Annotated in this window: 20 protein-coding genes; 17 read left to right on the top strand and 3 right to left on the bottom strand. The window is 69.9% G+C overall.

Annotation, left to right across the window (positions count from 1 at the left end; translation table 11 throughout):
- The 15 genes from ACWGJ2_RS23320 to ACWGJ2_RS23250 form a co-directional block, all read left to right on the top strand.
- A partial coding sequence (locus ACWGJ2_RS23320) for a non-ribosomal peptide synthetase (RefSeq protein WP_453348110.1) occupies positions 1–1,212 on the top strand: 1,212 nt, incomplete at its 5' end.
- A 133-nt stretch (positions 1,213–1,345) separates the two neighbouring features.
- Positions 1,346–3,466, top strand: a complete 2,121-nt coding sequence (locus ACWGJ2_RS23315) for a SidA/IucD/PvdA family monooxygenase (protein ID WP_453348109.1) — start codon at positions 1,346–1,348, stop codon at positions 3,464–3,466.
- Entirely contained in the window at positions 3,466–3,729 is a 264-nt protein-coding gene (locus ACWGJ2_RS23310; protein WP_453348108.1) for an MbtH family protein, read from the top strand. The genes ACWGJ2_RS23315 and ACWGJ2_RS23310 overlap by 1 nt, the downstream gene beginning before the upstream one ends.
- A gap of 94 nt (positions 3,730–3,823) precedes the next feature.
- Positions 3,824–6,595, top strand: a complete 2,772-nt coding sequence (locus ACWGJ2_RS23305; RefSeq protein WP_453348107.1) for an amino acid adenylation domain-containing protein — start codon at positions 3,824–3,826, stop codon at positions 6,593–6,595.
- Positions 6,585–7,472 carry a chlorinating enzyme gene (locus ACWGJ2_RS23300; RefSeq protein ID WP_453348106.1) on the top strand — a complete coding sequence of 296 codons (888 nt, stop codon included), beginning with the start codon at positions 6,585–6,587 and terminating at the stop codon, positions 7,470–7,472. Before ACWGJ2_RS23305 ends, ACWGJ2_RS23300 begins: the two co-directional genes overlap by 11 nt.
- Positions 7,473–8,330, top strand: a complete 858-nt coding sequence (locus ACWGJ2_RS23295; RefSeq protein ID WP_453348105.1) for an aspartyl/asparaginyl beta-hydroxylase domain-containing protein — start codon at positions 7,473–7,475, stop codon at positions 8,328–8,330.
- 16 nt (positions 8,331–8,346) lie between these two features.
- Complete coding sequence (locus tag ACWGJ2_RS23290; protein WP_453348104.1) at positions 8,347–9,057, top strand: TenA family transcriptional regulator; 711 nt, start codon at positions 8,347–8,349, stop codon at positions 9,055–9,057.
- Between the two features lies 1 nt (position 9,058).
- Positions 9,059–10,186, top strand: coding sequence for a fatty acid desaturase (locus tag ACWGJ2_RS23285; RefSeq protein WP_453348103.1), 1,128 nt, complete (start codon positions 9,059–9,061; stop codon positions 10,184–10,186).
- Positions 10,167–10,955 carry a PhzF family phenazine biosynthesis protein gene (locus ACWGJ2_RS23280; RefSeq protein ID WP_453348102.1) on the top strand — a complete coding sequence of 263 codons (789 nt, stop codon included), beginning with the start codon at positions 10,167–10,169 and terminating at the stop codon, positions 10,953–10,955. The genes ACWGJ2_RS23285 and ACWGJ2_RS23280 overlap by 20 nt, the downstream gene beginning before the upstream one ends.
- A 67-nt stretch (positions 10,956–11,022) precedes the next feature.
- The gene (locus tag ACWGJ2_RS23275) at positions 11,023–12,123 is read left to right on the top strand and encodes a hypothetical protein (protein WP_453348101.1); all 1,101 of its coding nucleotides are present in this window, start codon (positions 11,023–11,025) and stop codon (positions 12,121–12,123) included.
- Positions 12,124–12,211: 88 nt separating this feature from the next.
- Entirely contained in the window at positions 12,212–13,933 is a 1,722-nt protein-coding gene (locus tag ACWGJ2_RS23270; RefSeq protein ID WP_453348100.1) for a carbamoyltransferase N-terminal domain-containing protein, read from the top strand.
- Positions 13,930–15,012: an amidinotransferase gene (locus ACWGJ2_RS23265; protein ID WP_453348099.1), complete on the top strand. Its 1,083-nt coding sequence runs from the start codon at positions 13,930–13,932 to the stop codon at positions 15,010–15,012. Before ACWGJ2_RS23270 ends, ACWGJ2_RS23265 begins: the two co-directional genes overlap by 4 nt.
- Before the next feature lie 54 nt (positions 15,013–15,066).
- The gene (locus ACWGJ2_RS23260; protein ID WP_453348098.1) at positions 15,067–15,546 is read left to right on the top strand and encodes a GNAT family N-acetyltransferase; all 480 of its coding nucleotides are present in this window, start codon (positions 15,067–15,069) and stop codon (positions 15,544–15,546) included.
- A gap of 226 nt (positions 15,547–15,772) precedes the next feature.
- On the top strand, positions 15,773–17,611 hold the full coding sequence (locus ACWGJ2_RS23255; RefSeq protein ID WP_453348097.1) for an ABC transporter ATP-binding protein: 1,839 nt from the start codon (positions 15,773–15,775) through the stop codon (positions 17,609–17,611).
- On the top strand, positions 17,608–19,542 hold the full coding sequence (locus ACWGJ2_RS23250) for an ABC transporter ATP-binding protein (protein WP_453348096.1): 1,935 nt from the start codon (positions 17,608–17,610) through the stop codon (positions 19,540–19,542). Before ACWGJ2_RS23255 ends, ACWGJ2_RS23250 begins: the two co-directional genes overlap by 4 nt.
- A gap of 74 nt (positions 19,543–19,616) precedes the next feature.
- Here ACWGJ2_RS23250 and ACWGJ2_RS23245 read toward each other — a convergent pair whose 3' ends face one another.
- The gene (locus ACWGJ2_RS23245) at positions 19,617–22,805 is read right to left on the bottom strand and encodes an amidohydrolase family protein (RefSeq protein WP_453348095.1); all 3,189 of its coding nucleotides are present in this window, start codon (positions 22,803–22,805) and stop codon (positions 19,617–19,619) included.
- A gap of 74 nt (positions 22,806–22,879) precedes the next feature.
- Between ACWGJ2_RS23245 and ACWGJ2_RS23240 the strand changes: the two genes are divergently transcribed.
- Complete coding sequence (locus ACWGJ2_RS23240; protein WP_453348094.1) at positions 22,880–23,536, top strand: hypothetical protein; 657 nt, start codon at positions 22,880–22,882, stop codon at positions 23,534–23,536.
- A gap of 57 nt (positions 23,537–23,593) precedes the next feature.
- Positions 23,594–24,127 (top strand): nitroreductase family protein, encoded by a 534-nt coding sequence (locus tag ACWGJ2_RS23235; RefSeq protein WP_453348117.1) that lies wholly within the window; start codon positions 23,594–23,596, stop codon positions 24,125–24,127.
- A gap of 170 nt (positions 24,128–24,297) precedes the next feature.
- Here ACWGJ2_RS23235 and ACWGJ2_RS23230 read toward each other — a convergent pair whose 3' ends face one another.
- Entirely contained in the window at positions 24,298–25,098 is an 801-nt protein-coding gene (locus ACWGJ2_RS23230) for a class II aldolase/adducin family protein (RefSeq protein WP_453348093.1), read from the bottom strand.
- Between the two features lie 58 nt (positions 25,099–25,156).
- Entirely contained in the window at positions 25,157–26,383 is a 1,227-nt protein-coding gene (locus tag ACWGJ2_RS23225) for a cytochrome P450 (protein ID WP_453348092.1), read from the bottom strand.
- Positions 26,384–26,388 lie beyond the last annotated feature (5 nt).

The following is a 26,388-nucleotide window of genomic DNA, read 5'->3' as shown; positions in this document are numbered from 1 at the left end:
GGTCTTTCGCGGGTTCTGGCGGGGACGTCGGTGTGTTTCGATCTGTCGGTGTTCGAGATTTTCGGGCCGTTGTGCACGGGCGGCACGGTCGTACTCGCCCGAGACGCCCTCGCCCTCACGGAAGGCGAAAGCGGCGACCCCGAACTGGTCAACACCGTCCCCTCCGCGGCCCGCGCGCTCCTCGAATCCGGTGGCATTCCCCCGTCGGTCCGTACCATCAATCTCGCCGGAGAACCCCTCCCCGCCGAACTCGCCGACCGCCTGCACCGCGCCCTGCCCGGAGTGACGGTCAACAACCTGTACGGGCCGACGGAGTACACGACGTATGCGACGTGGTGTGAGGTGGAGGCGGGTGCGTCGCGGGTGACGGTGGGGCGTCCGGTGGCGAATACGCGGGTGTATGTGCTGGACGCGTTTGGTGAGCCGGTGCCGGTGGGGGTGGCCGGTGAGGTGTTCCTGTCGGGTGTGGGCCTGGCGCGGGGGTATTGGGCGCGGCCTGGGCTGACGGCGGAGCGGTTCGTGCCCGATCCGTTCGGCGCGGCCGGGGAGCGGATGTACCGGACGGGGGACCTGGCCCGGTATCTGGCGGACGGCCGGCTGGAGTATCTGGGGCGGCTGGACGCGCAGGTGAAGGTGCGCGGGTTCCGCGTCGAGCTGGGCGAGATCGAGAGCGTCCTGCTGGAGACCCCCGGCGTGGCCCGCGCCGCCGCTGCCGCCCCTGAGAGCGCGACAGGTGACGCACAGCTCGTCGGCTACGTCGTACCCGAGACCGGGACCAGCAGCCCCGGTCCAGCGCCCGATTCGGAAGCCCTCAGAGAAGCGGTCCTCAGCCGCCTCCGGGACAAGCTGCCCAGCTACATGATCCCGCAGCGGCTCATGGTGCTGGAGGAGCTGCCGCTGACGCCGAACGGGAAGACGGACCGCAAGGCGCTGCCCGCGCCCGAGGCGGACCGCGCGGAGGTGCACACCCCGCCGTCCACGCCCACCGAGGTGGCGCTGGCCGGCATCTGGGCGGACGTTCTGCACCAGGACGGCATCGGCGTCCACGACAACTTCTTCGCCCTGGGCGGTCACTCACTCCTCGCCACCCAAGTCATCGCCCGCATCCGCAAAGAATTGGGTGTCGATGTCCGCGTGCAGAAGTTCTTCCAATCCTCGACCATTGCCGAAGTCGCGGAGTTTGTGGACAGTAGGGCAGTAGGTTTTCTGTAAGCCGCACCCGGAACAGCATCTGTGGGCACTGCGGTTCATTCTCCAGCGAGCTCGGCGGCAGCATTCTGCCTGCGCGAAGAGTGACACTTCGACGTGATGAGGGATTGAGTTGGGAACTGAGAATCGGGCTCGTGTGCCTAAAAATGCCGCTTCTGGAAACAGCCGGGAATCAGCCGGGCCGGGCTCACGGACGGGCTCACGGACAGCCCCCTACGACTTCATCGGCGTCGGCTTCGGGCCCTCCAACCTGGCCCTCGCGATAGCCGCCGAAGAACTCGACGCGACCCGCGAATGCGTGTTCTTCGAGCGCAACGCCAAGACCCAGTGGCACCCCGGCATGCTCATCGACGGCGCCCGGATGCAGATCTCCTTCCTCAAGGACCTGGTGCTGCTGCGCAACCCCGCCAGCCCCTACACCTTCCTCCAGTACACCAAGGCCAAGGAGCGCCTGGAGCGGTTCGTCAACCTCGGCGAATCACGGGTGACCCGGATCGAGTACCAGGACTACCTGGAGTGGGTCGCCGAGGCATTCGCCACCCAGGTGCGCTACGACTCCGAGGTCGTCTCCGTACACCTCGTACCGCGGAGCGCCGACGACGGCCTCCAGCTCTTCGAGGTCACCGTCCGCGATCTGCCCACCGGCGACACACGGACCGTCTTCGCGCGCAACGTCGTCCACGCGGCGGGCGGCAGGCCCCGCCTGCCCGAGCAACTGCCCGACGTGCCCACGGCCGTGCACTCCAGCCGGTTCCTGCCCCACTTCCCCGCGCAGTTCACCGACCACGACCGCGCCTACGACTTCGCCGTCGTCGGCGACGGACAGAGCGCCGGTGAGATCGTCGCCTACCTGCTGGAGCACTACCCCCGCGCCCACGTCCACCTCACCGTCTCCGGCTACTCCCTCAAGGGCACCGACAACAGCCCCTTCGTCAACGAGCTGTTCCACGAGAAGAACGCCGACGACTTCTACGACATGGACCACGAGCAGCGCGCCGCGCTCCGCTCCGAGTTGCGCCCCACCAACTACGGCGTGGTCGAGGCGGGTTTCCTCGACGACCTGTACCGCAAGGTGTACGCGGACGAGGTCAAGGGCGGCCGACGCCTGACCGTCCACGCCTGCTCCCGCCTCGAAGGTGTGCACGAGGACGGCGGACGGCTGCGCGCCGACGTCCGCGACCGCTTCAGCGGCGTGCGCGGCGGCATACCCTGCGACGGCATCGTCCTGGCCACCGGCTACGACCGCGAGCTGGACCCGCGCATCTTCGGCGATGTGCTGCCCCTCCTGTGCCGCGAGGACAGCGGCGAACTCGCCCTGACCCGCAACTACCGCGTGCGCATGGAACCGGAGGCGGAGTGCGGGCTCTACGTGCAGGGATACGGCGAGTACGCCTTCGGGCTCGGTGACACCCTGCTCTCCCTCCTCCCCTTCCGCTCCAAGCAGATCTTCACCGACATCTGCAAGCGCACACCCCCGCTCGTCGGAAGCACCGAGCGGGCCCGTACCGCAGCGGCGGACTCCGTCACCCTGCCCGCCTACCCGCCGGAGCAGTTCGTCGAAGAGGACACCGAGAAGATCTACTCGGTCATCTCACGCTTCCACTTCGCCACGGTCATCTCCACCCGCGGCCCCGACGACCCGATCGTCTCCCACATCCCGCTCACCCTGGACCGCACACGGGGCGGGAAGGGCGTCCTGTTCGGCCACATGGACCGCTCCAACCCGCACGTCCCACTGCTCGACGACCGCGACGTGATGGTGCTCTTCCACGGCCCCAACTCCTACATCTCCCCGTACGTCTACAAGAGCGACCGGCTGCCCACCTGGAACTCCATGACCGTCCACGTCCGCGGCCACGCCCGCCTCCTCACCGAGGGCTCGCGCGTGGTCGAGGGGCTGTGCGGCATCTCGGAGCACGCCGACCCGGGCGCCGAGGCGTACCGCCTGGACCCGCGGGACGAGCGGATCGGGAAGCTCATCGACTACATCGTCGGCTTCGAGATCGACATCGAGCAGCTCATCGGCCGTTTCAAGCTCTCGCAGGACATGGACGACGAGGACCGCCGCCGGGCCGCGCAGACCCTGCTCGCGACCAGCCGTCGAGGCGAGGAGCGGCTGATCGAGGACGTGGTGGGACTGGCCATGTCCCCCAAGACACCCGTACCGGCCGAGCACAACGGCAACCACGCCGAGCACAACGGCACACACGCCGAACGCAACGGCAACCACGACCCCATCGTCTCCTGGAGGGCCTGATGAGCGGCGACACCACGGCGCAGGACACCACCACAGCAGCGGGCACGGCACAGGCGGCCGACGAGCTGTTCCACGTCGTACGCAACCACGAGGAGCAGTTCTCGATCTGGCGCACCGACAAGCCCGTGCCCGACGGGTGGGAGACCGTCGGCGAGCCGATGGCCAAGGACGCGTGCCTGGAGCGGATCGGCGAGCTGTGGACCGACATGCGGCCCGCCAGCCTGCGCCGCGCCATGGAGGGCGCCGCGGCGGACACCCGCTGAGCCACCACGCCGAGCGACAGCGACCACGCTGAGCGCCACCACCCCCAGCAAGGCCACTGACCCTTCACTTGACGATTGGTGACAGCGGATCGACATGGCTCACACACAGACCGGCACCGCCACCGCGAGCGCGGGCGGCGCGGCGGCACCCTTCGTGCACGACCTCGTACGGCGGACCGCGCTGACCCACCCCGACCGCACGGCGGTCACCGACACCGACGGCTCGGCCCTCAGCTACGGCGAGCTGGCCGAGCGCACCCGGCGCCTCGCGCACGTGCTGCGCGGCCACGGCGTCGGCCCCGACGTCCCCGTACCCGTCCGGCTCACCCGCTCGGCCGACGTGGTCGTGGCCATGCTCGCCGCCTTCGAGGCCGGTGGCGCCTACGCACCCCTGGACCCGGCCTGGCCCACGGCCCGCACGGCCCTCGTCCTGGAGAAGCTCGGCGCCACCGTGTGTGTCACCGACGGGGAACCCGCGCGGGAGTACGGCGTCGACGGAGTCCTGGCCGTGCCGCCCGGCGGCCACCCGGCAGCGCCGGAAACCGACGAGGCGGCGCCCGAGGCACCGGCGCCGTCCGCGCTCCACCCCGACCACCTCGCCTACGTACTGCACACCTCCGGCAGCACCGGCACCCCCAAGAGCGTGGCCATGACGCACCGCGGCCTCTCCCGGCTGATCGGCTGGCAGACCGCGAGCGGCCCCACCGGGCTGACCACACTCAACTTCACCGCCATGGGCTTCGACGTGACCTTCCAGGAGGTCCTGTCCACACTCGCGACGGGCGGCAGGCTCTGCCTGGTGGCCGAGGAGGTGCGGCGCGACCCGGAGCGGCTGCTCGCCACCCTCGACGCGCAGTCGATCGAGCGGATCTTCCTGCCCTACGTGGCGCTGCAACAGCTCGCCAAGGCGGCCGAGCGCACAGGGCGTGTGCCCCGCTCCCTGCGTCACGTCGTCACCGCGGGCGAGCGCCTCGTGGTCACCGAGGCCATCGCCGGTCTCTTCGTGCGGCTGCCCGGCTGCCGCCTGGACAACCACTACGGGCCCACCGAGGCACACCTCGTCACCAGTCACACCCTGCGCGCCGAGGACACACCGTGGCCGGAGCTGCCCCCCATCGGCACCGCCGTCACAGGCGCCACCGCACACGTCCTCGACGCGTCCCTGACCCCGGTGCCCCCGGGCGAGGAGGGGGAGCTGTTCGTGGGCGGCCCCGCCGTGGCGCGCGGCTATCTGCGGCAGCCCGCGCTGACCGCCGAGCGCTTTCTGCCCGACCCCTTCGCCGCACACCCCGGCGCCCGCATGTACCGCACCGGGGACCTCGTGCGACGCGACGCCGACGGCACCGTCCACTTCGTGGGCCGCACCGACACCCAGATCAAGGTGCGCGGCTACCGCGTCGAACCCGCCGAGGTCGAGACGGTGCTCGCCAAGCACCCCGGTGTCCGCGAAGCCGTCGTCGGACTGCGCACCCTCGTGGACGACGTCGCGGGACTGGTCGCCTACGTCGTGCCCGAGACGTCCGAGGCATCCGGGGCGCCCTCGGTGGGCGACCTGCTCGACCACGCCCGCGGCACCCTCCCCGACTACATGGTGCCCTCCCGCTTCGTCTTCCTCCCCGCCCTGCCGCTCACCGCGACGGGCAAGGTCGACCAGCGTGCCCTGCTGGACACCGCACTGCCCGCCGGACCCGGCCAGCACACGGCGGAAGCGGCGGACGGGGACGCGGAGGGCGGCGAGGGCGGTGAGGGCGGCGAGGAGTCGCTGACGGCCACCGTGCTGCGGCTGTGGCGGCGCGTGCTCGGCCACGACGAGTTCGACGAGGACGACGACTTCTTCGACGTCGGAGGCGACTCGCTCCTCGCGACCTGGGTCGTCGCCGAACTCGGCCACACCCTCGGCCGCGAGGTCGAGCTGGCCCTGCTGCTGGAGGAGAGCACCGTCGCGGGGCTGGCCCAGGCCCTCGCACGCTCCAAGGGCGAGGGCGCCCCGAGCGTGCGGCGCACCGGCTCCGAGGTGCGCACCCTGAGCCCGGGCCCCTCCGGGCGCGCGCTGTTCCTCTTCCACGCCCTGGGCGGCGAACTCTTCGCCTACCGGGAGCTGGCCCGCGCCCTCACCTCGCCACTGCGGGTACTGGGCGTACGGCTGACGGGCGAGCGCGTACCGCTCTCCGTACCGGAGACGGCGCGCATGCACATGGAGCAGATCCGGATCGTGCAGCCGGAGGGCCCGTACCTGCTCGCGGGGTGGTCGTACGGAGGTGTGCTCGCCTTCGAGACCGCGCGGCAGTTGACGGCCGCCGGCGAGCGCGTCGAGTTCCTCGGGCTCGTGGACGCCAACCCGCTGCGCGACCCCATCACCGGGCTCACCCCAGCAGAGACACCTCACCTGCCGCTGCTCACCCGGGTCCTGGAGGGCATCGAGAAGGAGGGCGCGGGCGCGAACGGTGCTGCGGGCGGAGAGGGGGGCGGGAACGGGAACGGGGCCGGGCTCCTCGGCGTCGAGCACCTGGCCACCGAGGAGGAGTGGACCAGCCTCATGGGCACCTCGGCGGCGGCCACCGGCCTGTCGGCACGCCACCTCAAGCACCAACTGGAGACCGCGAGCGACAGCATGCGCGCCGCCATCGCCTACGCGCCCGAGTCTTACGCGGGGGACGCCGTGCTGTTCCAGGCCGAGGCCACCGGCACGGACATGCGGCGCAGGCTCGCCGCCGACCTCGGCGGGCTGATCGGCGGAATCCTCCGGGTGCTGCCCGTGCCCGGCGACCACAACGGCATGCTCACGGCCCCCGATGTGGACCGGCTCGCCGCGGCCATGGACGAGGCCATCGAACACAGCAGGGAGGAAGCCACACATGGATCTTGAGACGGACAAGAAGACCTTCGCGGAACAGGGTTTCATCGGGCCGTTCACGCTCTGGGAGCCCGAGGTCATGACCGCGTGGTGGAAGAAGCAGCGCGCCGCGCTCCTCGACCCGCGCAACAAGGAACGCGCCGCGTTCGACAACCCCGTCAACTACGACCGCCACCTCGACGTGCCAGGGCTGAGCCAGATCATCACCGAGCCGGCCATCGGCCGCCGCATGCAGGCCCTCATCGGCGACGACGTCCAGTGCTGGCGCACCGAGTTCTTCCCCAAGAGCCCGGGCGACGCGGGCACCGGCTGGCACCAGGTCGAGACGTACGCCATCGGCGAGGCGTCCGAGGGCATGCTGGAGCCCACCGCGCGCTCCGAGGGCGCCCCCATGGAGCTGACCGCCTGGGTCGCCTTCACGGAGGCCACCAAGGAGAACGGCTGCATGAAACTCATCCCCGGCAGCCACCGCCAGTGGCGGTACGACGAGACCGCGAAGATCCGCTGGGACAACACCAAGAAGGACAACACCTTCTTCGGCTACGACTACAGCGAACTGCGGCTCGACAAGGACTGGGACCCGGACGACGAGGATGTCCGGCACGTCGAGATGAAGCCCGGCGAGTTCATCATCTTCACCGCCCGCTGCATCCACGGCTCCAACCCCAACACCAGCCGCAAGCAGCGCATGGGCTTCTCCATCCGCGTGGTGCCCACCCATGTGCGGGTCTACGGCGGGATGGAGTCCTTCGACGAGTTCGGCCACCACTTCGACCTCTCCCGGCACGGGGTGGTCCAGGTGGCGGGCGAGGACGAGTTCGGCTTCAACAACGTCAAGAGGGAAAACGCCTGGGGCGAACCGTTCACCACCCTGCCGAGGAGCGCGTAAATGGCACGGACACAGCGTGTGGGACATGTGGAAATCGACGAGTCCGCCGTGCGCACGGACCTGGAGGCGGCATCCCAGCTCGTTTTCTCGGAGGCGTACAGCGACTATCTGTGCGGCGGCCCGTGGAAGAGCCTCATGGTGTGGTCGTCGGACGGGAATTCCGGCGACGGACTCATCACCAACTACGAGCACGGAAAGCGTTCGTCGGTCACGAAGTATGGCGAGCAGCTCCCCTATGTGCGTAATCTCATCGAGAGCAATTTCAACACCGAGCACCTGAACTTCGCTCGGCTCGCGGTGATGTCCGACAGCGTGACGATGCCCCACAGGGACCTGCTCGAACTGAGCGACATCCCCGAGGAGGTGCGCAACACCAACCGCGTGCACGTCCCGCTGGTCACCACGGAGGAAGCCTTCTTCACGCAGGCCAACGACGTGTACCGGATGCACGTGGGCGAGGTGTGGTTCTTTGACGCCTCGCGGGTGCACTCCGCCGGGGCGCTCTCCCCGGAGCCGCGCACCCACCTCATCCTGGACTTCTGCTGGGTGGAGGACGAGTCGGAGCTTGTCCGCTTCGACTTCCGGCCGACCGGGGGAATTCCCCGGGAGCGCATCCGCGAGCGGGCGCCCCTCACCGGGAAGGAGCGCGAGGAAATCCTCGCGCTGGCCCCGGTCATCGATGCCGACAACATCAGGGACGTGTTCGGCATCGTCATCAAGAAGCACTACCGCAAGGACGGCGGAGACAATTTCATCTGGGACACCCTGGATGAGCTGGGCCGCCGGAGCCAGGACGAAAACGTCCGGGCGAAGATTCAGGAACTGCATCGCTTCTTTCTGATGGAGCGTTCTGCCTAGAGGAGTGGACTCCGCCATGACGCAAGAACTCGCGACAAACCTGGTCGACCGTCTCAACGAAAGCCCTGTGCACCGCAAGTTCGCCGACCACGACTTCTTCGCACGGGTCACGAAGGACGACGTGACGAAGGAACAGGTCGGCACCTTCCTCGGCCAGTGGTGGTACCCGCTCCACTACTTCCCGACGTTCCTGGCCCAGTGCGTCGCCTCGCTGCCGGACATCGAGTCCAAGAGCGCCATCACCCGCATCCTCAACCAGGAGGCCGGCGGCGGCGATCCCAAGGCGGCCCACGAGGTCATCTACGCCGACAGCATGGAGAAGGCGGGCTTCGACCGCGACCTGGTCACCAACTCCGCGCCCTTCGAGGAGACCGCGGCCCTGGTCGCCGGATACGAGAAGGCGGCCAAGGAGCGCTACTCCGCGCTCGGCTTCATCTTCGCCACCGAGGTCACCGACCTGCTGATGGTCTCCAGCATCGGCTCCTCCGTGAAGCGGGTCACCGGGCGCGACGACAACGAGTGGGTCAGCATCCACGTCGAGCAGGAGCCCGACCACGTCGAGGAGGCCAACCACGCGATGCTGGAGGGCTTCGGCCCGGAGGAGCAGGAGGCCGTGCTCGCCAGCGCCGAGGAGATGTGGACGCTGTGGACGCGCTTCTTCGACCGCCTCTCCCAGGAGACCGGCGTCGGCACCCCGTACCCGGACGCCGTGAGCGTGGTGCGCTGACATGACCGACGCCGGACTGCGCGAGAGCTATCTCCGGTTTCCCGGCTGGAGCCAGCACTTTTGGACGTGGATGACGGGGAAGGCACTGCCGCACCAAAAGCCGCTGATCAGGCACACCTGGGCCTCCTATGTGACGGTGACCCTGCTCTGGTTCTTCAGCGGGCTCGCGCTGTCCTCGGCGGCGATCGCCCTCCAGTTCCACCTGTGGTACCTGGCCATGGTGGCCGGGTGGATCCTGACCTTGCAGGGCGCCCGGACCATGATCCTCGTGATCGCCCACCAGGCACTGCACCGCAAGTTCTCGGGGCACGAGAAGGCCGACTGGTTCTTCGGCGAGCTGGTCACCGTGCTCAACGTCTACCAGGACTTCCAGGAGTTCAAGGACGAGCACTTCTACGCCCACCACAGGAGGGCGATCTTCGCCTCGGTGCAGGACCCACCCGTACAGGTGCTGCTCAACCTCGGCTTCCGTCCCGGCATGACACGGGCGCAGTTGTGGCGGCGGGCCTTCGTGGTCTTCCTCTCGCCCGCCTTCTACTGGACGAGCTTCGTCGGACGCGTCAAGTGCAACCTGCTCAAGGGGAAGTGGCGGCGCGCCGGCTTCTACGCCTGGGCGGCGCTGTGGCTGTCGGTGCCGTTCTGGGTGCCCAACGGGTATCTGGTGCTGCTCCTCGGCTTCGTCCTGCCGGTCATCATCCTGTCGCAGCTCAGCGCCCTGCTGGACAAGCTGGGCGAGCACGCCTGGCTGACCCCGCCGGACCCGAAGCACGGCAACAAGTTCTACACGGTGTCGGCGACGTCGGCCCGCTTCTGCGGCAGCCGGGTACCGGCGAAGTCGCTGCCGTGGCACACCAAGCTGGTGGCCTGGCCGCGGTGGGTGGCGGTCACGCTCTTCTACCACCTGCCGTGCAGGCTGACGGTGATCGTCGGGGATCTGCCCAACCACGACTTCCACCACCGCTACCCCACCACCCCGGACTGGATGGTCGCCGCCTACGCCCGCCAGGGCGACATCGACAGCGGTGACTACGGTCCCGAGTACACCGAGGTGTGGGGCATGGCACGGGCCGTCGACCGCATGTTCACGACGCTGAGCGAGGTGCCCGCGCATGCGCGTATGGCAGGTTGACGCGTTCTCCGACGAGCGGTACCAGGGCAACCCGGCCGGTGTCATCCAGGTACCGGACGGGTTCCCCGCCACCGCGCACATGCAGGACATCGCAGCGCGGCTCGCCCTGCCCACCACGGCGTTCGTGATCCCGCTGGACGGCGGGGAGTTCCGCATCCGGTGGTTCACCCCGCGCAAGGAACTGAACGTGTGCGGGCACGCCACCATCGCCACCGCCTGGCAACTGCACGAGGAGTCCCGGATACGGGACGGCGAGTGGACCACCTTCCACACGGGCGATGGCCCCCTCTACACCCGCAGGGAACACGGCCGCATGGCCATCGACCTGCCCCGCGTGGAGGTGGCCGACTGGCCCGCGCCGCCCGGTCTTGAAGACGCGCTGGGCACCGGCATCGTCCGGTGCACCCGCGCCAGCGACGACGTCCTCATCGAGGTCAAGTCCCAGGAGGCCGTGGCCCTCCTGGAGCCCGACTTCGCACGGCTCGCCCAGATCGACTGCCGCGGCCACATCGTGACCGCGCGCGGCGACGAGCCCGGGACCGACTTCGTGTCCAGGACGTTCTTCCCCGCCCTCGGCGTCGACGAGGACCAGGTGTGCGTCTCGGCGCACTGCAAGCTCGGCCCGTACTGGCAGGCCGAACTGCACAAGGACGAGATGTCGACGAGCCAGCTCTCCGCGCGGGGCGGACGGCTGTTCGTGAAGGTCACCGAGGACCGTGTCCAGGTCTCGGGGACCGCGAAAGTACAGCGCGTGTTCGACGTCGACTGACGCGCCGTCAGCAGGGCGTATCAGTACGCCAGTTCATCCGTAGGCCGAGCAAGAGGGGGACAGCCCAGTGGACCGTGTCGTCATCGTCGAAGCCGTACGCACTCCAACGGCGCGATACGGCTCACCCCGCGCGCTCACCGCGCACCACCTCCTGGACCAGACACTCGGCGAACTCCTCGCCAGGGCCAAGCTCGAAGCGGACGCCGTCGACGGACTCGTCACCGCGGGGCGGGGCGTGCCCACCGCGCTGCGCCGGGCCACCCTCGGGCAGCCGAGAGCCGGGGGCCAGTCGCTGATGCACGACGCCGTCGAGGCCGTGGCCTCGGGCGCGCACGACCTGCTGGTCGTCGCCGCCGTGGACGCGCCCTCCGCAGCGCTGCCGCCCGCCGCGGTGCGCAGGGCCGCGGCGACGGCGGCACACGGCGGGCTGCGGCGCGCGGAACTCGACGCGTATGTGCGCCGCTCCCGCCGCCGCGCCGAAGAGGTGCACGAGAAAGGAGAGTTCAAGCCCGAGATCATCCCCCTCTCGGCGCCAGGGCCCCGCGCGGAGACGGTCCTGGACGCCGACGAACTTGCGGGCGCCGACGCCGACGGCCTGCTGGGCACGGGCGGCGGCCACCCCGGCCCGCGTACCGACCACAGCGCCCACCGGGCACGGGGCGCGGCGGCCATGGCCCTCACGACCGAGAGCCACGCACTGCGCCTTGGCCTGCGCCCCCGCGCCCGCTTCACCGCGCTGGCCCGCACAGAGGGCGACCCGGAGTGCGCGGCCACGGGCGTCATCGAGGCCACCCGCAAGGTGCTGAGCACCGGCAGCACCGACCCACACGGCCCCGACGCACACCACCCCGGCACACCTGAGCTCGACGCACACCGACTGGACGCACACCGGCTCGACCACTACGAGATCGACGAGACCTTCGCCTGCGTCCCCCTCCTGTGGCAGCGCGCGTTCGCCGCCGACTCGGACCGGCTCAACCCGCGCGGCGGCGCGCTCGCCCTCGGCCACCTGGGGGACGCCGCCGCGCTCCGCTCGACGGTGACCATGCTCGGCGCGCTCGCCGCCACCGGCGGCAGGCTCGGCCTGCTCGCCTCCGGGGACGGCGGCGCCACGGCGAGCGCGGCCGTCGTCGAGCTGCTGCCGCAGCCCGAGCCGCCCCTCTGGTGACAGCACACCGCCGCCGCCCCTCGCACGGCGTGCCCCCGACGTACTCCGACGTACCGCGACCGAAGGAAACACAGTGCTCATCTGCGGAGTGAAGGTTTCACACGACGGTGGGGTCGCCGTGCTCGACGGCAACCGCCTCGTCTTCAGCATCGAGGCGGAGAAGCTCGCCGACGGCAAGCGCTACAGCGCCCTGGGCGACCTGGACCGCATCGACGAGATCCTCCGCGCGGAGGGCATCGACCCGGCCGGCATCGACCGCTATGTGGTCGACGGCTGGTACCCGGTGGACGGCGACACCTCCACCCGTATCGCCACCGCGCACCACGGCACCCCCGTCAAGATTCCCGCCGCCTCCTACACCGGAGACGGCGCCCCGGGCGGCCCCCTGCACAGGGAACACTTCACCGGGCCCGCGGGATCGGTGCTGCACTCCGGCTACGCCAGCTACGCGCACGCCACCCACCACGTCTACTCCAGCTACTGCACCAGCCCCTTCGCTGCACGCGGCGAAGGCGCCTATGTGCTGGCCTGGGACGGCGGCATGCTGCCGCGCCTGTACCGCGTGGGCGCGGACCCGAGGGACATCACCTACCTCGGCCCGCTCTTCCCGCTCGTCGGTGACGTGTTCGTCGAGTTCTGCATGAGCTTCGACCCGTTCTGGCGCGACATCAGCGAGCTGACCCCTGACCAGCTCACCCAGCACCACCTGGAAGTCCCGGGCAAGGCCATGGCCTACGCCGCACTGGGCACCGTAAGGACCGATGTGTTCCCCGCGCTGGAGCGGCTGCTGGACGAGCTGAACACCGTCTCCGTCGACTCCACGATCGGCCAGGCCGTCGCGGCCCGCAGGGAGGAACTGTTCCCCGGGATGACGAGCGCGGACTGCATCGCGACCTTCCAGGAGTATGTCGCCCGGATGCTGGTCGACTCCCTGACCACCGCGCTCGCCCGCACCGGCGAAGCCGGCACCGCTGGCGCGGGCACCGGAGACACGGGCACCGGAGACACGGGCACCGGAGACACTGGCACCGTCGGGCTGTGCCTCGCGGGCGGCTGCGCGCTGAACATCAAGTGGAACAGCGCGCTGCGGAGCAGCGGCCTCTTCTCCGCCGTCTGGGCGCCGCCCTTCCCCAACGACTCGGGCGCGGCCATCGGCACCGCCTGCTGCGAGATGGTGGCCGAGACCGGTAACGCGGCCCTGGAGTGGGACGTCTACAGCGGCCCCCGGCTCGCCCCGCCGAGGCTGCTGCCCGGCTGGAGCGCCGCACCCTGCGACGAGCGGGAACTGGCCGCACTGCTGCACCGCGAGGGCGAGCCCGTCGTCGTCCTGGAGGGCCGCGCCGAACTGGGGCCCCGCGCCCTGGGCAACCGCAGCATCATGGCGGCGGCCACCTCCCCCGCCATGAAGAAGCGGCTCAACGACATCAAGGGCCGCGCCGACTACCGTCCCGTCGCGCCCATGTGCCTGGAGTCCCACGCCGCCGAGGTGTTCGAGCCGGGCACCACCGACCCGTACATGCTCTTCGACCACCGGCTGCGCCCCGGCTGGGCGGAGAAGATCCCCGCCGTCGTCCACCTGGACGGCTCGGCGCGACTCCAGACGATCGACCCAGCGGCGCGCGGCACCAGGGCCGGGGCGATCCTGCACGAATACACCAAGCTCAGCGGCATCCCCGTGCTGTGCAACACCAGCGCGAACCTCTCGGGCCACGGACTCTTCTCCGGCGTGGCGTCGGCCATGGCATGGGGCCGCACCCCGTATGTCTGGTCCGAAGGAACCCTCTACACCAACCAAAGGAACGCGTCTTGAGCGAGCTGATGAGTGCCCCCGACTGCCCGGTCAGCGCCCACAACGAGTGGGACCCGCTGGAGGAAGTGATCGTCGGCATTGTCGACCACTCCTACTTCCCGCCCCGGCACATCGCCCAGGACGCGCCCCTGTCCCCGGACCAGCGCACCGTCTTCCACGCGAACGCGGGTCTGCCCTTCCCGCCCGAGCGGGTCGCCGCCGCTGCCGCCGAACTGGACGCGCTGGCCGCCGTGCTGGAGGCCGAGGGTGTCAGGGTGCGCAGGCCCGAGCCGCGCGACCACGCGCAGTCCTATGGCGCGCCTGGCTGGACCAGCACCGGGCTGTACGACGCGATGCCGCGCGACGTGCTGCTGGTCTTCGGCGACCAGATCCTGGAGTGCCCCATGGCCTGGCGCTCCCGCTACTACGCCACCTCGTCGTTCCGGCCGCTGCTCAAGGAGTATTTCCGGGCCGGAGCACGCTGGAGCGCGGCACCCAAGCCGGAACTGCCCGACGAGCTGTACGAGGCGGACTGGACCGACCAGCCGGACGGTGAGCCCTTCCGCTCCGTGATCGGCGAGTTCGAGCCGACCTTCGACGCGGCCGACTTCATCCGCTGCGGGCGCGACATCTTCGCCCAGCGCAGCCACGTCACCAACACCATCGGCATCGAGTGGGTGCAGCGCCACCTGGGCGACGGGTACCGGGTGCACACTCTCGACCTCGCCGACGACCACCCGATGCACATCGACGCGAGCCTGATGCCGCTGGCCCCGGGCAAGCTCCTGATCCATCCGGACCGGGTGCCGGAGGTGCCGAAGATGTTCAAGGGCTGGGACGTCCTGGTGGCGCCGAAACCGGTCATTCCCGATGGACATCCCCTATACATGACGAGCAAGTGGATTAACATGAACGTCCTCATGCTCGACGAGGAACGCGTGGTCGTCGAGCGTCAGGACGAGCCGATGATCAAGGCCATGAAGGACTGGGGCATGACACCGGTCCCTTGTGACTTCCGGAACTTCAACAGCTTCGGCGGCTCTTTCCACTGCGCCACTCTCGATGTCCGTCGTCGTGGCACGCTGGAGTCCTATTTCTGACCGGACCGGACCGCGTCGAAGTGGTCAAGTGGTGAAGTGGTGGAGGGTGATCGCGTGGCTTCCGTAGTCGTTCTGCGTGACGCGGAGGAGAGCGATGTTCCGCTGTTCTTCCAGCATCAGTCCGATGCGGACGCACGCCACATGGCCGCCTTCACCGCCAAGGACCCGGCGGACCGCGAGGCGTTCGAGAAGAAGTGGAAGAAGATCCTCGGCAAGGACGACTGGACGAAGAAGACCATCCTCGTCGACGGCGAGATCGCAGGTCATGTCGTGACCTACGAGCAGGAGGGTGACCTGGAGGTCACCTACTGGATCGGCAAGGAGCACTGGGGCCGCGGCATCGCGGGCCAGGCCCTCGCCGCGCTGCTGCGGGAGGTCACCACCCGGCCCCTGTTCGGCAGGACGGTCTCCGACAACATCGCCTCCCAGCGCGTCCTGGAGCGCAACGGTTTCGTGCGCGTGGGCGAGGAGGAGTCCTTCGCCAATTCCCGTGGCGAGGACGTGCGGGAAATCATCTTCCGCCTCGACGCGTGAGACCGGGGCACCTCGACCGTATCTCTCCATACCTCGCCCTACCCCTTCATGCCCTGCGGAAAGGGGCGCCCGGAAGGCAGTGAAGGCTGCCTCCGGGCGTTTCCCATTTCCCCTCCCGGTTCCCCTCACCTTTCCCTCCCCTGGAATTCGGTGCCCATTTCGCGCAGGGCCGGGAAAACCCGTCCAGGGCCCGCGTCGAACAGCACGCCTTCACTATTCTGGGGCGATGTCCGATACTGAATCCGGCGGTCGTATGATGCGCCGCGGAGCCCGGCTGGTGCTGGCGGTGATCCGGCTGCACCCCCGGCCGTTCGCCCTCGCGCTGCTCGGCTCGGCGGCCTACGGCGTCGCGGTCGTGGCCTCCTCCTACGCCCTGGGCGAGGTCGTCGACCGCGTGGTGGTCCCGCGCTTCGCGCACGAGGAACTGTCCACGGCCGCCATGGTGGCCGGAGCGCTGGCACTGCTGGCGGTGGGCGTCGTCAAGACGGCCTCGACGGTGCTGCGCCGCTGCATGTCGGCCGTCGTCAAGGCCCGCTCCGACGCCTCACTGCGGGAGCAGGTCGTCACCCGCTACCAGGCACTGCCGTACCTCTACCACCAACGTCGGCCCACCGGAACGCTGTTGGCGCACGCGAACGCCGACACCGAGGCCGCCGTCGAAGTGCCCTCCAAGATCCCCCTGGCGGGCGGACTGGTCCTCCTCTTCGTCACGGCGGGCGTGTGGATCTTCGTCACCGATCCGGTGCTCGCCGCCGTCGGCGTGCTGATCGTGCCCGCGCTCGTCGTGCTCAACGCCGTCTACCAGCGGCGCATCGAACCGCCCTCCACCCTCGCCCAGCAGCGCATCGGCGAGCTGTCGGCCGTCGCGCACGAGAGCTTCGACGGTGCGTTCACCGTGAAGGTCCTCGGCGGCGAGGAGACCGAGCGGGCCCGCTTCGAGAAGGTCGCCCAGCGGCTGCGGGAGGCCAAGACCGAGATCGCCAAGCGCGACGCCACCTTCGACGTGCTGCTGGAGTCGGTGCCGGCGCTCACCGTCGTCGCGCTCGTCGTGGCCGGAGCCTGGCGGGTCAACAGCGGCGAGATCACCGTCGGCACCCTCGTCAGCTTCATCAACCTCTTCACGCTGCTGACCTTCCCACTGCGCATCATCGGCTACGTACTCGGCGACGTCCCCCGCTCCGTCGCCGGTTACGAACGGGTCCGCGGCGTCCTGGACGAACCCCTGCACCCCTCGCCCGGCACCCGCACACTGCCCGCGGGGCCGCTGTCGATCGAGGCCGAGGGCCTCGCCTTCGGCCATGCCGCGAACGACACGAACGACACGAACGACACGAACGACGGGGACGATGGGGGCGACAGCAAGGACGGGCCCCGGATCGTCGACGGAGTCGGCTTCACCGTGCCCCCCGGCTCCACCCTGGCAGTGGTGGGCCCCACGGGCAGCGGCAAGAGCACCCTCCTGCTGCTGCTCGCGCGGCTGCTGCCCCTGGACGGGGGAACGCTGCGCATCGGCGGCACCCCCGTCGGCGACATCTCGGCCGCGAGCCTCGCCGCCTCCTGCGCCACCGTCTTCCAGGAACCGTTCCTCTTCGCCGCCAGCCTGGAGGAGAACATCCTCCTCGGACACGAGGCCGACGCGGCACAACTCCGCGAAGCGCTGAGGCTCTCCGGCGCCGACGAGTTCGTCGACGCGCTCCCGCAGGGCCTGGCCACCGTCGTCGGCGAACGCGGCGTCACCCTCTCCGGCGGACAGCGCCAGCGCGTGGCACTGGCCCGCGCGCTCGTACGGCGCCCGGGACTGCTGCTGCTCGACGACGCCACCTCCGCCGTCGACCCCACCACAGAGGCCCGCATCCTCGGCTCCCTCGCGAGCGAGCGCGCCGACCTGACGACGGTCATCGTCGCCAACCGGCCCGCCACCCTCGCCCTCGCCGACCAGGTGCTCTACCTGGACCGGGCCCGTACGCCCCGCGTGGGCACCCACCAGCACCTGCTGGCGACGGCACCCGGCTACGAAGACCTCGTGACCGCCTACGAGACCGAGCGGGCCGGAGGAGTGCGATGACCACGGCGCAGACGAACGACGCGACAGCGGAGGCCCCCGGACCCGGCACACCACCCGAAGGGCACCCCCCGGAAGCCGGGGGACAGGACAGCACCGCGTCCGGGCACGGCACCACCCCCTCACCCGGCACGGGACCGCACACCACGGAGCCCGAGGCCGCACGTCCCGGCGCCGTCGGCATCCTGTGCCGGGGCATCGCCGCCAGCCCCGAACTGCTGCGCGGCATCCGGCTCACCCTCCTGCTGGCCCTGCTCGGCGGCGTGGGCCGCGTGGTCGTGCCCGTACTCGTCCAGCAGGTACTGGACAAGGGCCTCGCGGACGGCAAGGTGGACATGGGCACCGTCTACCGGCTCGCGATGATCGGGGTGGTGGCCGTCGGCGCAACGGCGGTGGTCACCCGCACCACCCAGAAGCGGCTGGCCATGGCCAGCGAGCGCGCACTGTGCCAGTTGCGTGTGAAGGCGTTCGCACACGTGCACCGGCTCAGCGTCGCCGAACAGTCCACCCGGCAGCGCGGCGCCCTCGTCTCCCGCGTCAGCGCGGACGTGGAGGCCCTGGGCATCTTCCTGCAATGGGGCGGCATCGCCTGGATCGTCAACGGCGCCATCATGACCGCCACCCTCGTCACCATGGCCGTCTACGACTGGCGGCTGACGCTCGTCGTGGTGCTCATCGTCGTCCCGCTCGTGCTCATGCTCCGCGCACTGCAACGCCGCCTCGGCGCCGCACACGACCGCGTCCGCACCGATGTGAGCGGGCTGCTGACCGTCGTCTCCGAGACGGTGCAGGGCGCCGGCGTCATCCGCGGCTACGGCATCCAGCGGCGCACCACCGCACGCACGTTCCGCGCCATCCACCGGTGGCGGGACTCGAAGATCAGGGCCGGGCTCTTCGCCGCACTGGTGTTCACCTCAGGGGAGTTCTTCGGCACCCTCACCGTGGTCGGCGTCGTCGCCGTGGGCATCGCCCTCGGCCCCCTGGCGGGGCTGACGGCGGGCACCCTCGTGGCGTTCCTGCTCCTGGTGAACCTGTTCCTGGAACCCGTCACCGAACTGACCGAGGTCATCGACCACACCCAGACCGCCGTCGCCGGATGGCGCAAGGTGCTCGACCTCCTCGACACACCCATCGAGGTCCCAGCGCCCCGCGACGGTGTCGTACTGCCGCGCCAAGCACACGCGCTGGAGGTGCGGGAACTCTCCTACGCCTACCAGGAGGGCGCCGAGCCCGTGCTGGCCGACGTCAGCCTGAGCGTGGCGGCGGGTGCCCGTGTCGCCGTCGTCGGCGCCACGGGCGCGGGCAAGACGACCCTGGCCAAGCTGCTGGCGCGCCTCGCCGACCCGACGAGCGGCCGGATACTGCTCGGCGGCACCGACGTGCGCGACCTCGCGCCCGCCTCGCTGCGCTCGCGGGTGGTGATGGTGCCCCAGGACTGCTTCCTCTTCGACTCGACCGTCGCCGAAAATGTGCGCTTCGGGAAGCCCGGGGCCACGGACGAGGAGATCACGGAGGCTTTCGGGTATCTCGGCCTCGGCGACTGGCTCGCCGCGCTGCCTGACGGACCGCACACCAGGACGGGGCAGCGCGGGGAGAACCTGTCGCTGGGGGAGCGACAGTTGGTGGCACTCGCCCGCGCCCATGTGGCCGACCCGGGGCTGCTCATCCTCGACGAGGCCACCTCCTCCGTCGACCCGGCCACCGACACCCGTCTCACCTACGCGCTGGAGAACCTCTCCGCAGGGCGCACCTCCCTCACCATCGCGCACCGCCTGGCGACCGCCGAACGCGCCGACGAGATCCTCGTGTTCGCGCACGGACGCCTCGCCGAGCGCGGTGCGCACGGTGACCTGCTGCGGCGCGGGGGTGTGTACGCGGGGCTGTACGCCAGTTGGCTCGACGTCACCGCGGGCGCTCCGGGCGGCGCCGGCTGACCCCGCCGCACCCCGGCTCGCGGGGTGCGCGGAACGTGTGGGCCCCGGGGACGTGTCCCCGGGGCCCACTGGCGTCAGCGGCAGCAGCCCCGTGTGCGCCACTCGGGTCCGTGCCAGTAGTGCTCCTTGTCGCGGGCCGCGGTAGGTGCCTCGGCCCGCACCTCGTTGCGCACCGAGCGCTCCCGCTTCTTCCGCGTCTCCCGCTCCCGGAAGGGTGTGAGCAGTTCGGGCACGGTGAAGGACCGGCCGCCGACCATCACCTCGCGTACGGCAGCGGCGGTGTCGATGTCCCGCAGCGGATCGCCCTCGACGAAGGCCAGGTCGGCGAGGTGCCCGGGCGCCACCGCGCCGAGCTGGTCCGCCACCCCCAGACAGCGCGCGGCGTTGACCGTCGCGGTGCGCAGCGCCTCGCGCGGTGTGAAGCCGTACTTCACCATCACACGCAGGTTCTGGTGGATGCTGATGCCGATGTCGTCCAGCGCCGCGTCGGTGCCCGCCACCACGAGGCCGCCCGCGCGCTGCACCCGCAGCAGCATGTCCACATCGCCCACGGTCCACTCGTGGTACAGCTCTGCCGGCGGGCCGCCCTTCGCGTCCTCGGCCTTCTGCCTCAGCCGCTCGTACTCCCAGGCCGGGAAGAGCACCCGCGTGCGCTCGTCCTCGATGAGCGAGCGGTCGTCGACGAACAGCTCCATGGCGAACAGCGTCGTCGTCGAGATCCACATGCCACTGGCCGCGAGCAGCGCGACGGAGTCGGAGAACGCCCGCCCCGCGGCGAAACTGAGGGTGCGTGAGTAGCCGAGCCGGTTGCCGCCGCCTGTGTGCTCCATCCCGTCGAACCCGGTCCGCACGGCCGGGTACAGATAGTGCGAGGTGGCGGGCACACCGTGCGCGTGCGCGCGGGCCACCGCGTGCCGCTCGTAGGAGACGGGCAGCCGGATGTAGGACTTCAGCACGTTGTAGCCGAGCGCGAAGGCACGGTCCAGGTCGCGGTCGAGCTGCTCACGGGAGAAGACGGGCCGCATCACCCGGTGGTACGCGCGCGTCCCCTCCATGCCCTCGCCCGTGCCGAGATAGCGCGGGCCCACCCTGCTGCCCGAGGCGAGGGCCTCCCTGTTCTCCACCATCTGATACGCCGGGTCGCCCGGAGACCTGCTCGTCGTGACGCCGTACGCCAGCCACGCGCGCCCCTGCCGGTCACCCCACTGGGGCCCGCGCCAGTGCCAGTGGTTGTGCGTGTCGATCAGGCCCGGCATGACGGTGAGCCCCGAGGCGTCCACGACGCGGTCACCGCGCGCGGCCCCGCGCCCCGCCACCTCCACGATGCGCCCGCCGTCCACGACGACGTCCACGTCCTGACGCAGCTCCGACGCCTCGCCGTCCCACACGGCCCCCGCCCTGATGACCGTGCGCCCGGCAGGGGCCGGTCTGTGACGCCACGTCAGCCGCGTGGGGACGGTGCGCGGTGTGCCGCCGTCGAGGCCGACGGTGCGCAGGCGCCCGCCGGAGAGGTAGAGCAGGGTGCCGCTGTCCGCCGAGACGGACAGGGAGTCGGTGACCTCGTCGGTGATCTGCCGGGGCTCGCCCGTGATCCGGCCCCCTGCGTCCACGGGCACCCGCCACGCCAGGCTCTCCATGCCGACGACGAAGTGCTTGCCGTCCCGCGTCCATACCGGGCCGTCGCCGCTGCGCGTGGAGACGGAGCGCTCTGGTGCGACGGGCTGGTAGACCACCTCGTCCGTCTCCAGGTTCACCGTCAGCACCTGGTTGTGGCCCGAGCTGCCGCGCTTGGAATACGGCACCACAGCGGCCATCGCCAGCACCTTGCCGTCGGGCGACCAGGAGGGCGGACCCGGCTGGTAGAGCGGGGTCAGCACCTTGGTGACGGTGCCGTCGGCGACCCTCAGCACCCAGGTGGCCCCGCTCTCGTCCTGGTACGCGATGCGCGAGCCGTCCGGCGACCAGCGGGGGGACAACTGCCCGTCGGGCAGGCCCGTCAGTTGCCGGGACGTGCCGGCCGCCACATCGTAGGACCACAGATTCGGTACACCTGCGCGGTCGCTTACGTAGACCAGGGTGCGGCCGTCGGGGGACCAGTCGGGCGCGGCGTTGAAATAGCCGTCGTCCACGATCTTCCGGGGCCTGCCGCCGACCGGCAGCAGCCAGAGCGCGTTGAGCGCCCGGAAGGCGACCTTACGGCCGTCGGGGGAGAGGACGGGATCGGCGATGCCGAGCACATCGTGCGTGCGGTCCGAGGTCAGCTCGGGGGCACGGCGCCGGTACGCGGCACGCGCGACGCTCACCGTCACGCTGAACGGGACATCCTCGTGCGTGTCCTTCGTGTCCTTCGCGCTCTTCGCGCTCGTGGTGGCCGCGCGGCGGCGTATGCGGCCGTCGGCGGTGTAGAGCAGCTCCTCGCCGGAGACCCAGACGGGCGCGAGCGGGAACACGTCCTCCCCGTCCGTCAACGCCTCCTCGTCCAGCATGAGTTGGGCACGCGGGCCTGTGGTGCGCACATAGGCGAGCCGGGTGCCGTCCGGGCTGAAGGCGGGGCCGTGCAGGGTGGCACCCTCCGGCGCGGCGAACAGCCGCCGCGTCGCACCCGAGGACACCTCGACCTCCTCCATGGTGCCGCCGTCGGCCACATACGCGACCCGGCGCCCGTCGGGTGACCAGGCGGGCATGCCGCACATCCGGTCGCCCTCGGTGAGCGCGCGCAGCGCCCCGCTCCCGGTGTCCAGCAGCCAGATGCGGCCCGCGTTGCCACGGTCGGAACCGAAGACGATGTGACGGCCGTCGGGCGAGAAGCGGGGCTCCTGGTCGTAGCCGTGGCCGCTGGTGAGACGGTGCAGATCCGAGCCGTCGGCGCCGATCCGCCACAGGTCGTAGGTGCCCTCACGGTAGGACTGGAAGACCAGGCTACGGGCGTCCGGTGACCAGTGCGGCTGCGACGCGTCCTGCTCGTCGTCCGTCAGCCTGCGCGCGGTACCACCGCGCGCGGGCAGCAGCCAGATCGCGTTGAGCGCGTCGATGGCCAGCGTCCGGCCGTCGGGCGAGAGGGCGACGGCGAGGTTCGCGCTCTCGTGCACCTCCACCGTGTCCTCGTCCGCCGCCGAGGGGCGCGGCGCGGCCGAGGCGGCGCCCGCAGCGGCCTGGGAGAGCCAGAGCGCCCCGCCCGCGGCGCCCGTACGCCGGAGCACGGAACGCCGGGAGAGCCCGCCCGCATTCTCCCCGGAAAGGGAACCGGAATCCTTTGTTGCCACAGTGAGCCTTCCTGTGTACGGGGACGGGCAACGAACACCTATCCCTTTCGAACCGGTCTGTGTACGCTGAGTTCATGCAGCTTCTCGAATGTAGCCCGGAATTGCTGCCGAATGAACAGCTTTCCCGGCTGGGGAATGCCGTCGGACGGGCAACTGATCCCGCGAACATGAATGGCGTCAGCCCTTACCATCAGACTTTCTGGTACGAGTTGGGGAAAGACCCCTGCAATCTCGTCGAAGAAGCTGTCCAAAAGTATTTCCTACCCGAAATCGACGCCACCGTCCGCGAACGCGCGGTGGGCGTCGAGTGGTGGCTCGGACGGCTCACCGCGCCCTATGCGGAGAACTTCGAGTTCGGCGTGCACCGCGATTTCGGGGAGAACCCACAGACAGGGGCCCTGGAATCCCCCATGCTGAGCAGCGTTTTCTTCCTCACGACGGCACCTGACGGGCTGCTCACGGTCTTCCCCGGGCAGCCCGACCTCCAGTCCAAGGAGAAGGTGCATGTATTCCCCTCGGCAAACACCTATGCCCGCTTCCCCGGGAACCTTTGGCACGCAGTGCTCAGTCGTAAAGAAGTCCTCGGCGAACCCGGACCGGCCTCGGGTGCACCGCGCGTGACCATTCTCGTCAACTGGTGGCCCTACCGCCCGAGCAGCGAGGCCACGGCCCCGATGAGGCTCGTCGCCGCCGATTACGACGGCACCGTTTACGAAGAACTCCGCATCTGATCAGCCCGTGCGCGACCGTTTCCCCCTCGTCATACGAAGGAGGGCCTCGTGGAGGTCATGGAGGCAGTACGGACCCGGCGCAGCGCGCCACGGCTGACCGGCCCGGCGCCGGACGACAGCGAACTCCTGGAACTGATCCAGGCGGCCTCGACCGCACCCGACCACGGTGCGCTCAAGCCCTGGCGGCTCGTCACCGTCAGGGGTGAGGCCCGCGAACGCCTCGGCAAGGCGCTCGCACAGGCAGCCCCACCGGAACGCGTGGAGCGCGCCCTCGCCGCGCCTCTGCGTGCGCCGCTGCTCCTGTCCCTCGTGTTCTGTCCGGTTCCCGATCACCCCAAGGTGCCGGAGTGGGAGCAGCTGGCCGCTGCCGTCTCGGTGGTCGGCACCCTCCAGCTCCTCCTGCACAGCAGGGGGTGGGGCACGATGTGGCGCACCGGTCTGACCGTCGAGTCCCCGTGGGTACGTGACTGCGTCGGCGTCGCCCCGCAGGAGAAACTGCTCGGCTGGCTCTACACGGGCTCGGCCCCGGATCCGCGGCCGAGCCCCCCGCGCCGCCCCTTCGACGCGACGACGCACGTCTCCCACATGTAAGAAGCTGAGATGAAACCCCGCGATTTGATCTCATACGGGGCAATGGGCGGTTTCGTTGGTGTGCGGGTCAGGACGGGGCTGCTTCGGACGGCCAGGGACAGGGTTGCGGTACGGACCGGGGAGTTTCCGGTCGTCCGTGGTGCTGGCTGCGAAAGTCCTGGAAGACCCGTTCACCCGCCAGGCCCTCGGCTGTCGTGGAGGGTTTCGTGCGCGACCGCGAGGAGGGGCTGGGCGCTGTTGTAGCCGATGAGGTGTGTGCCGATCTGGTCTCGGGTCGCGCGGGCTTCCTGGTCCGGGATGGGGATGGGTCGGCCTGCGGCATGGGCGAGGAGGCTGATCTCGCAGGCCTTGTCCATGAGGGTGAACCACCAGACGGCCGCGTCGAGGGTCTGGGCCGCGGTGAGCAGGCCGTGGTTGCGCAGGATGATGGCCTTATTCGGTCCCAGGGCGGTGGCGATGCGTTTTCCCTCTGTCCGGTCCAGGACGATGCCGTTGTAGTCGTTGAAGACGGTGTGGTCTTCAAAGAACGGGCAGTGGTCCTGGGTGAGGGGTGCGAGTGGTTCACCGAGTGCGGACCAGGCGCGCCCGTGGGTGGAGTGCAGGTGGACAACGGCTTGGACGTCGGGCCGGGCGGCGTGGATTTCGGCGTGGATGTAGAAGGCGCCGATGTTGACGACGTGGCTGCCTTCGACGGTACGCGCGGTGTCTCCGTCGACCCGGACCAGGTTCTGCGGGGTGATGTGGGGGAAGGGGATGCCCAGCGGGTTGGCCCAGAAGGTCCCGGTGTGCTCGGGGTCTTGGGCGGTGATGTGTCCCGCTATACCCTCGTCGAAGCCGAGTCGGCCGAAGTGGCGGAACGCCGCCGTCAGGCGCTGCTTGAGATGGCTGCGGTGTTCTTCGTGGCTGGGGAAGGCCGGAGGGTGCAGGAAGAAGCTGTCGGGTGGCATTTCGCCTGGCTTGTTGATCGTCACTGGATTCTCCCTTCGGTCTTGGGCATGGACTGCAAACCGTCGAGCACAAGGTGGCGGGTCACGCGAGCCGTGCCCAGAGGTGGTCCAGGGTGCGCTGTGTGGTTTCCCGGGCGTATTCGGCGGTCAGAGCTGGGGCGAGAGGACCGAGGTAGCGGTGGAAGGCCGGCAGCAGGATCGTCATTTCCAGCATGACCAGCGGCACTCCGATGCAGCGGTGGATGCCGAAGAAGAAGCTGGTGTGTGTCTGGGCGTTGTGCCGCCGGGGGAGGAAGGTGTCCGGGTCGTCGTACTGCTCGGGGTCACGGTTGAGGGCGCCGGGCAAGAAGTGAACGCCGACTCCTTCGGGGATGTGCACCCCGCCGATGTCGATGTCCTTGACAGCGCCGATGCGTGAGCCGTTGAACATGAGCGGCGCCTCGTAGCGCAGACCCTCATGGATGTAGTTCGGGAGGGCTTCCGGCACCATGACCAGGTCAGCGTGCTGGGGGTGGGCGACGTAGGTCATGAGTGCCTGGTCCAGAGCGGCGATGGACGATTCATGGGCCGCCATCCACACCACCCACAGCAGGTTCTGCCGTTCCTCTTCGGTGATGTGATGACGGTCCAGAACGTCGGGCGCGCTCAGGACGCTCAGCGCACTGCCGGGTGGGAGCTCTGTGGACTTCATGAGGTCGGCGTAGTACGCGTACAGGTTCGAGGTGGCCTGGTCCGCCTCCCGGTCGACGGCCTCGGTGGCAGCGGGGTGGAAGGCGGTAAAAGCGGTGTGCACGTACTGCTGCAAGAGATTCCGGTCGGGCTCGGGGATGCCGACGTGAGCACCGGCGGCGTCGGCGGCGAGGGGGCAGGTCAACTCGGTGTGCAGGTCGACGGTCTGCCCTTCGAGCAGCCGCTGCCTGATCCCGAGGATGCGCCGCTCGAAGTTCGCGGAGATCTGCGGGCGCAGCCGCTCCACCGCGTCCGGCGTGTACAGCGGGGCGAGGAGCTTGCGCAGCCGTGTGTGATCGGGCCGGCTCTTGTTGACGAAGGAGTCCAGCACGATGCGCAGGGTGCGGGATGTGGCGTAGCGGGGATTCGCCTTGGCCAGCCGGTCCCGATCCATGCCTCGCAGGGCCGGGTCTTTCAGCACGTGCGCGTGGCGCCAGGCGCTGATCAGGGCGATATTGCCCGTGGGGTTGAGGTAGACGGGATGGTTCTCCCGTAGCCAGGTGTACAGCGGGTAGGGGTTTTCCCGTATCTCGCGCCGCGACATGAGTTGCAGGACATCAACGGGTTGGGTCCAGCGCACGGGGG

This window comes from Streptomyces sp. NPDC054796 (genome assembly GCF_053611545.1).
The sequence above is the reverse complement of the archived record's forward strand: the minus strand, read 5'-3'. Positions and strand labels throughout refer to the sequence as shown.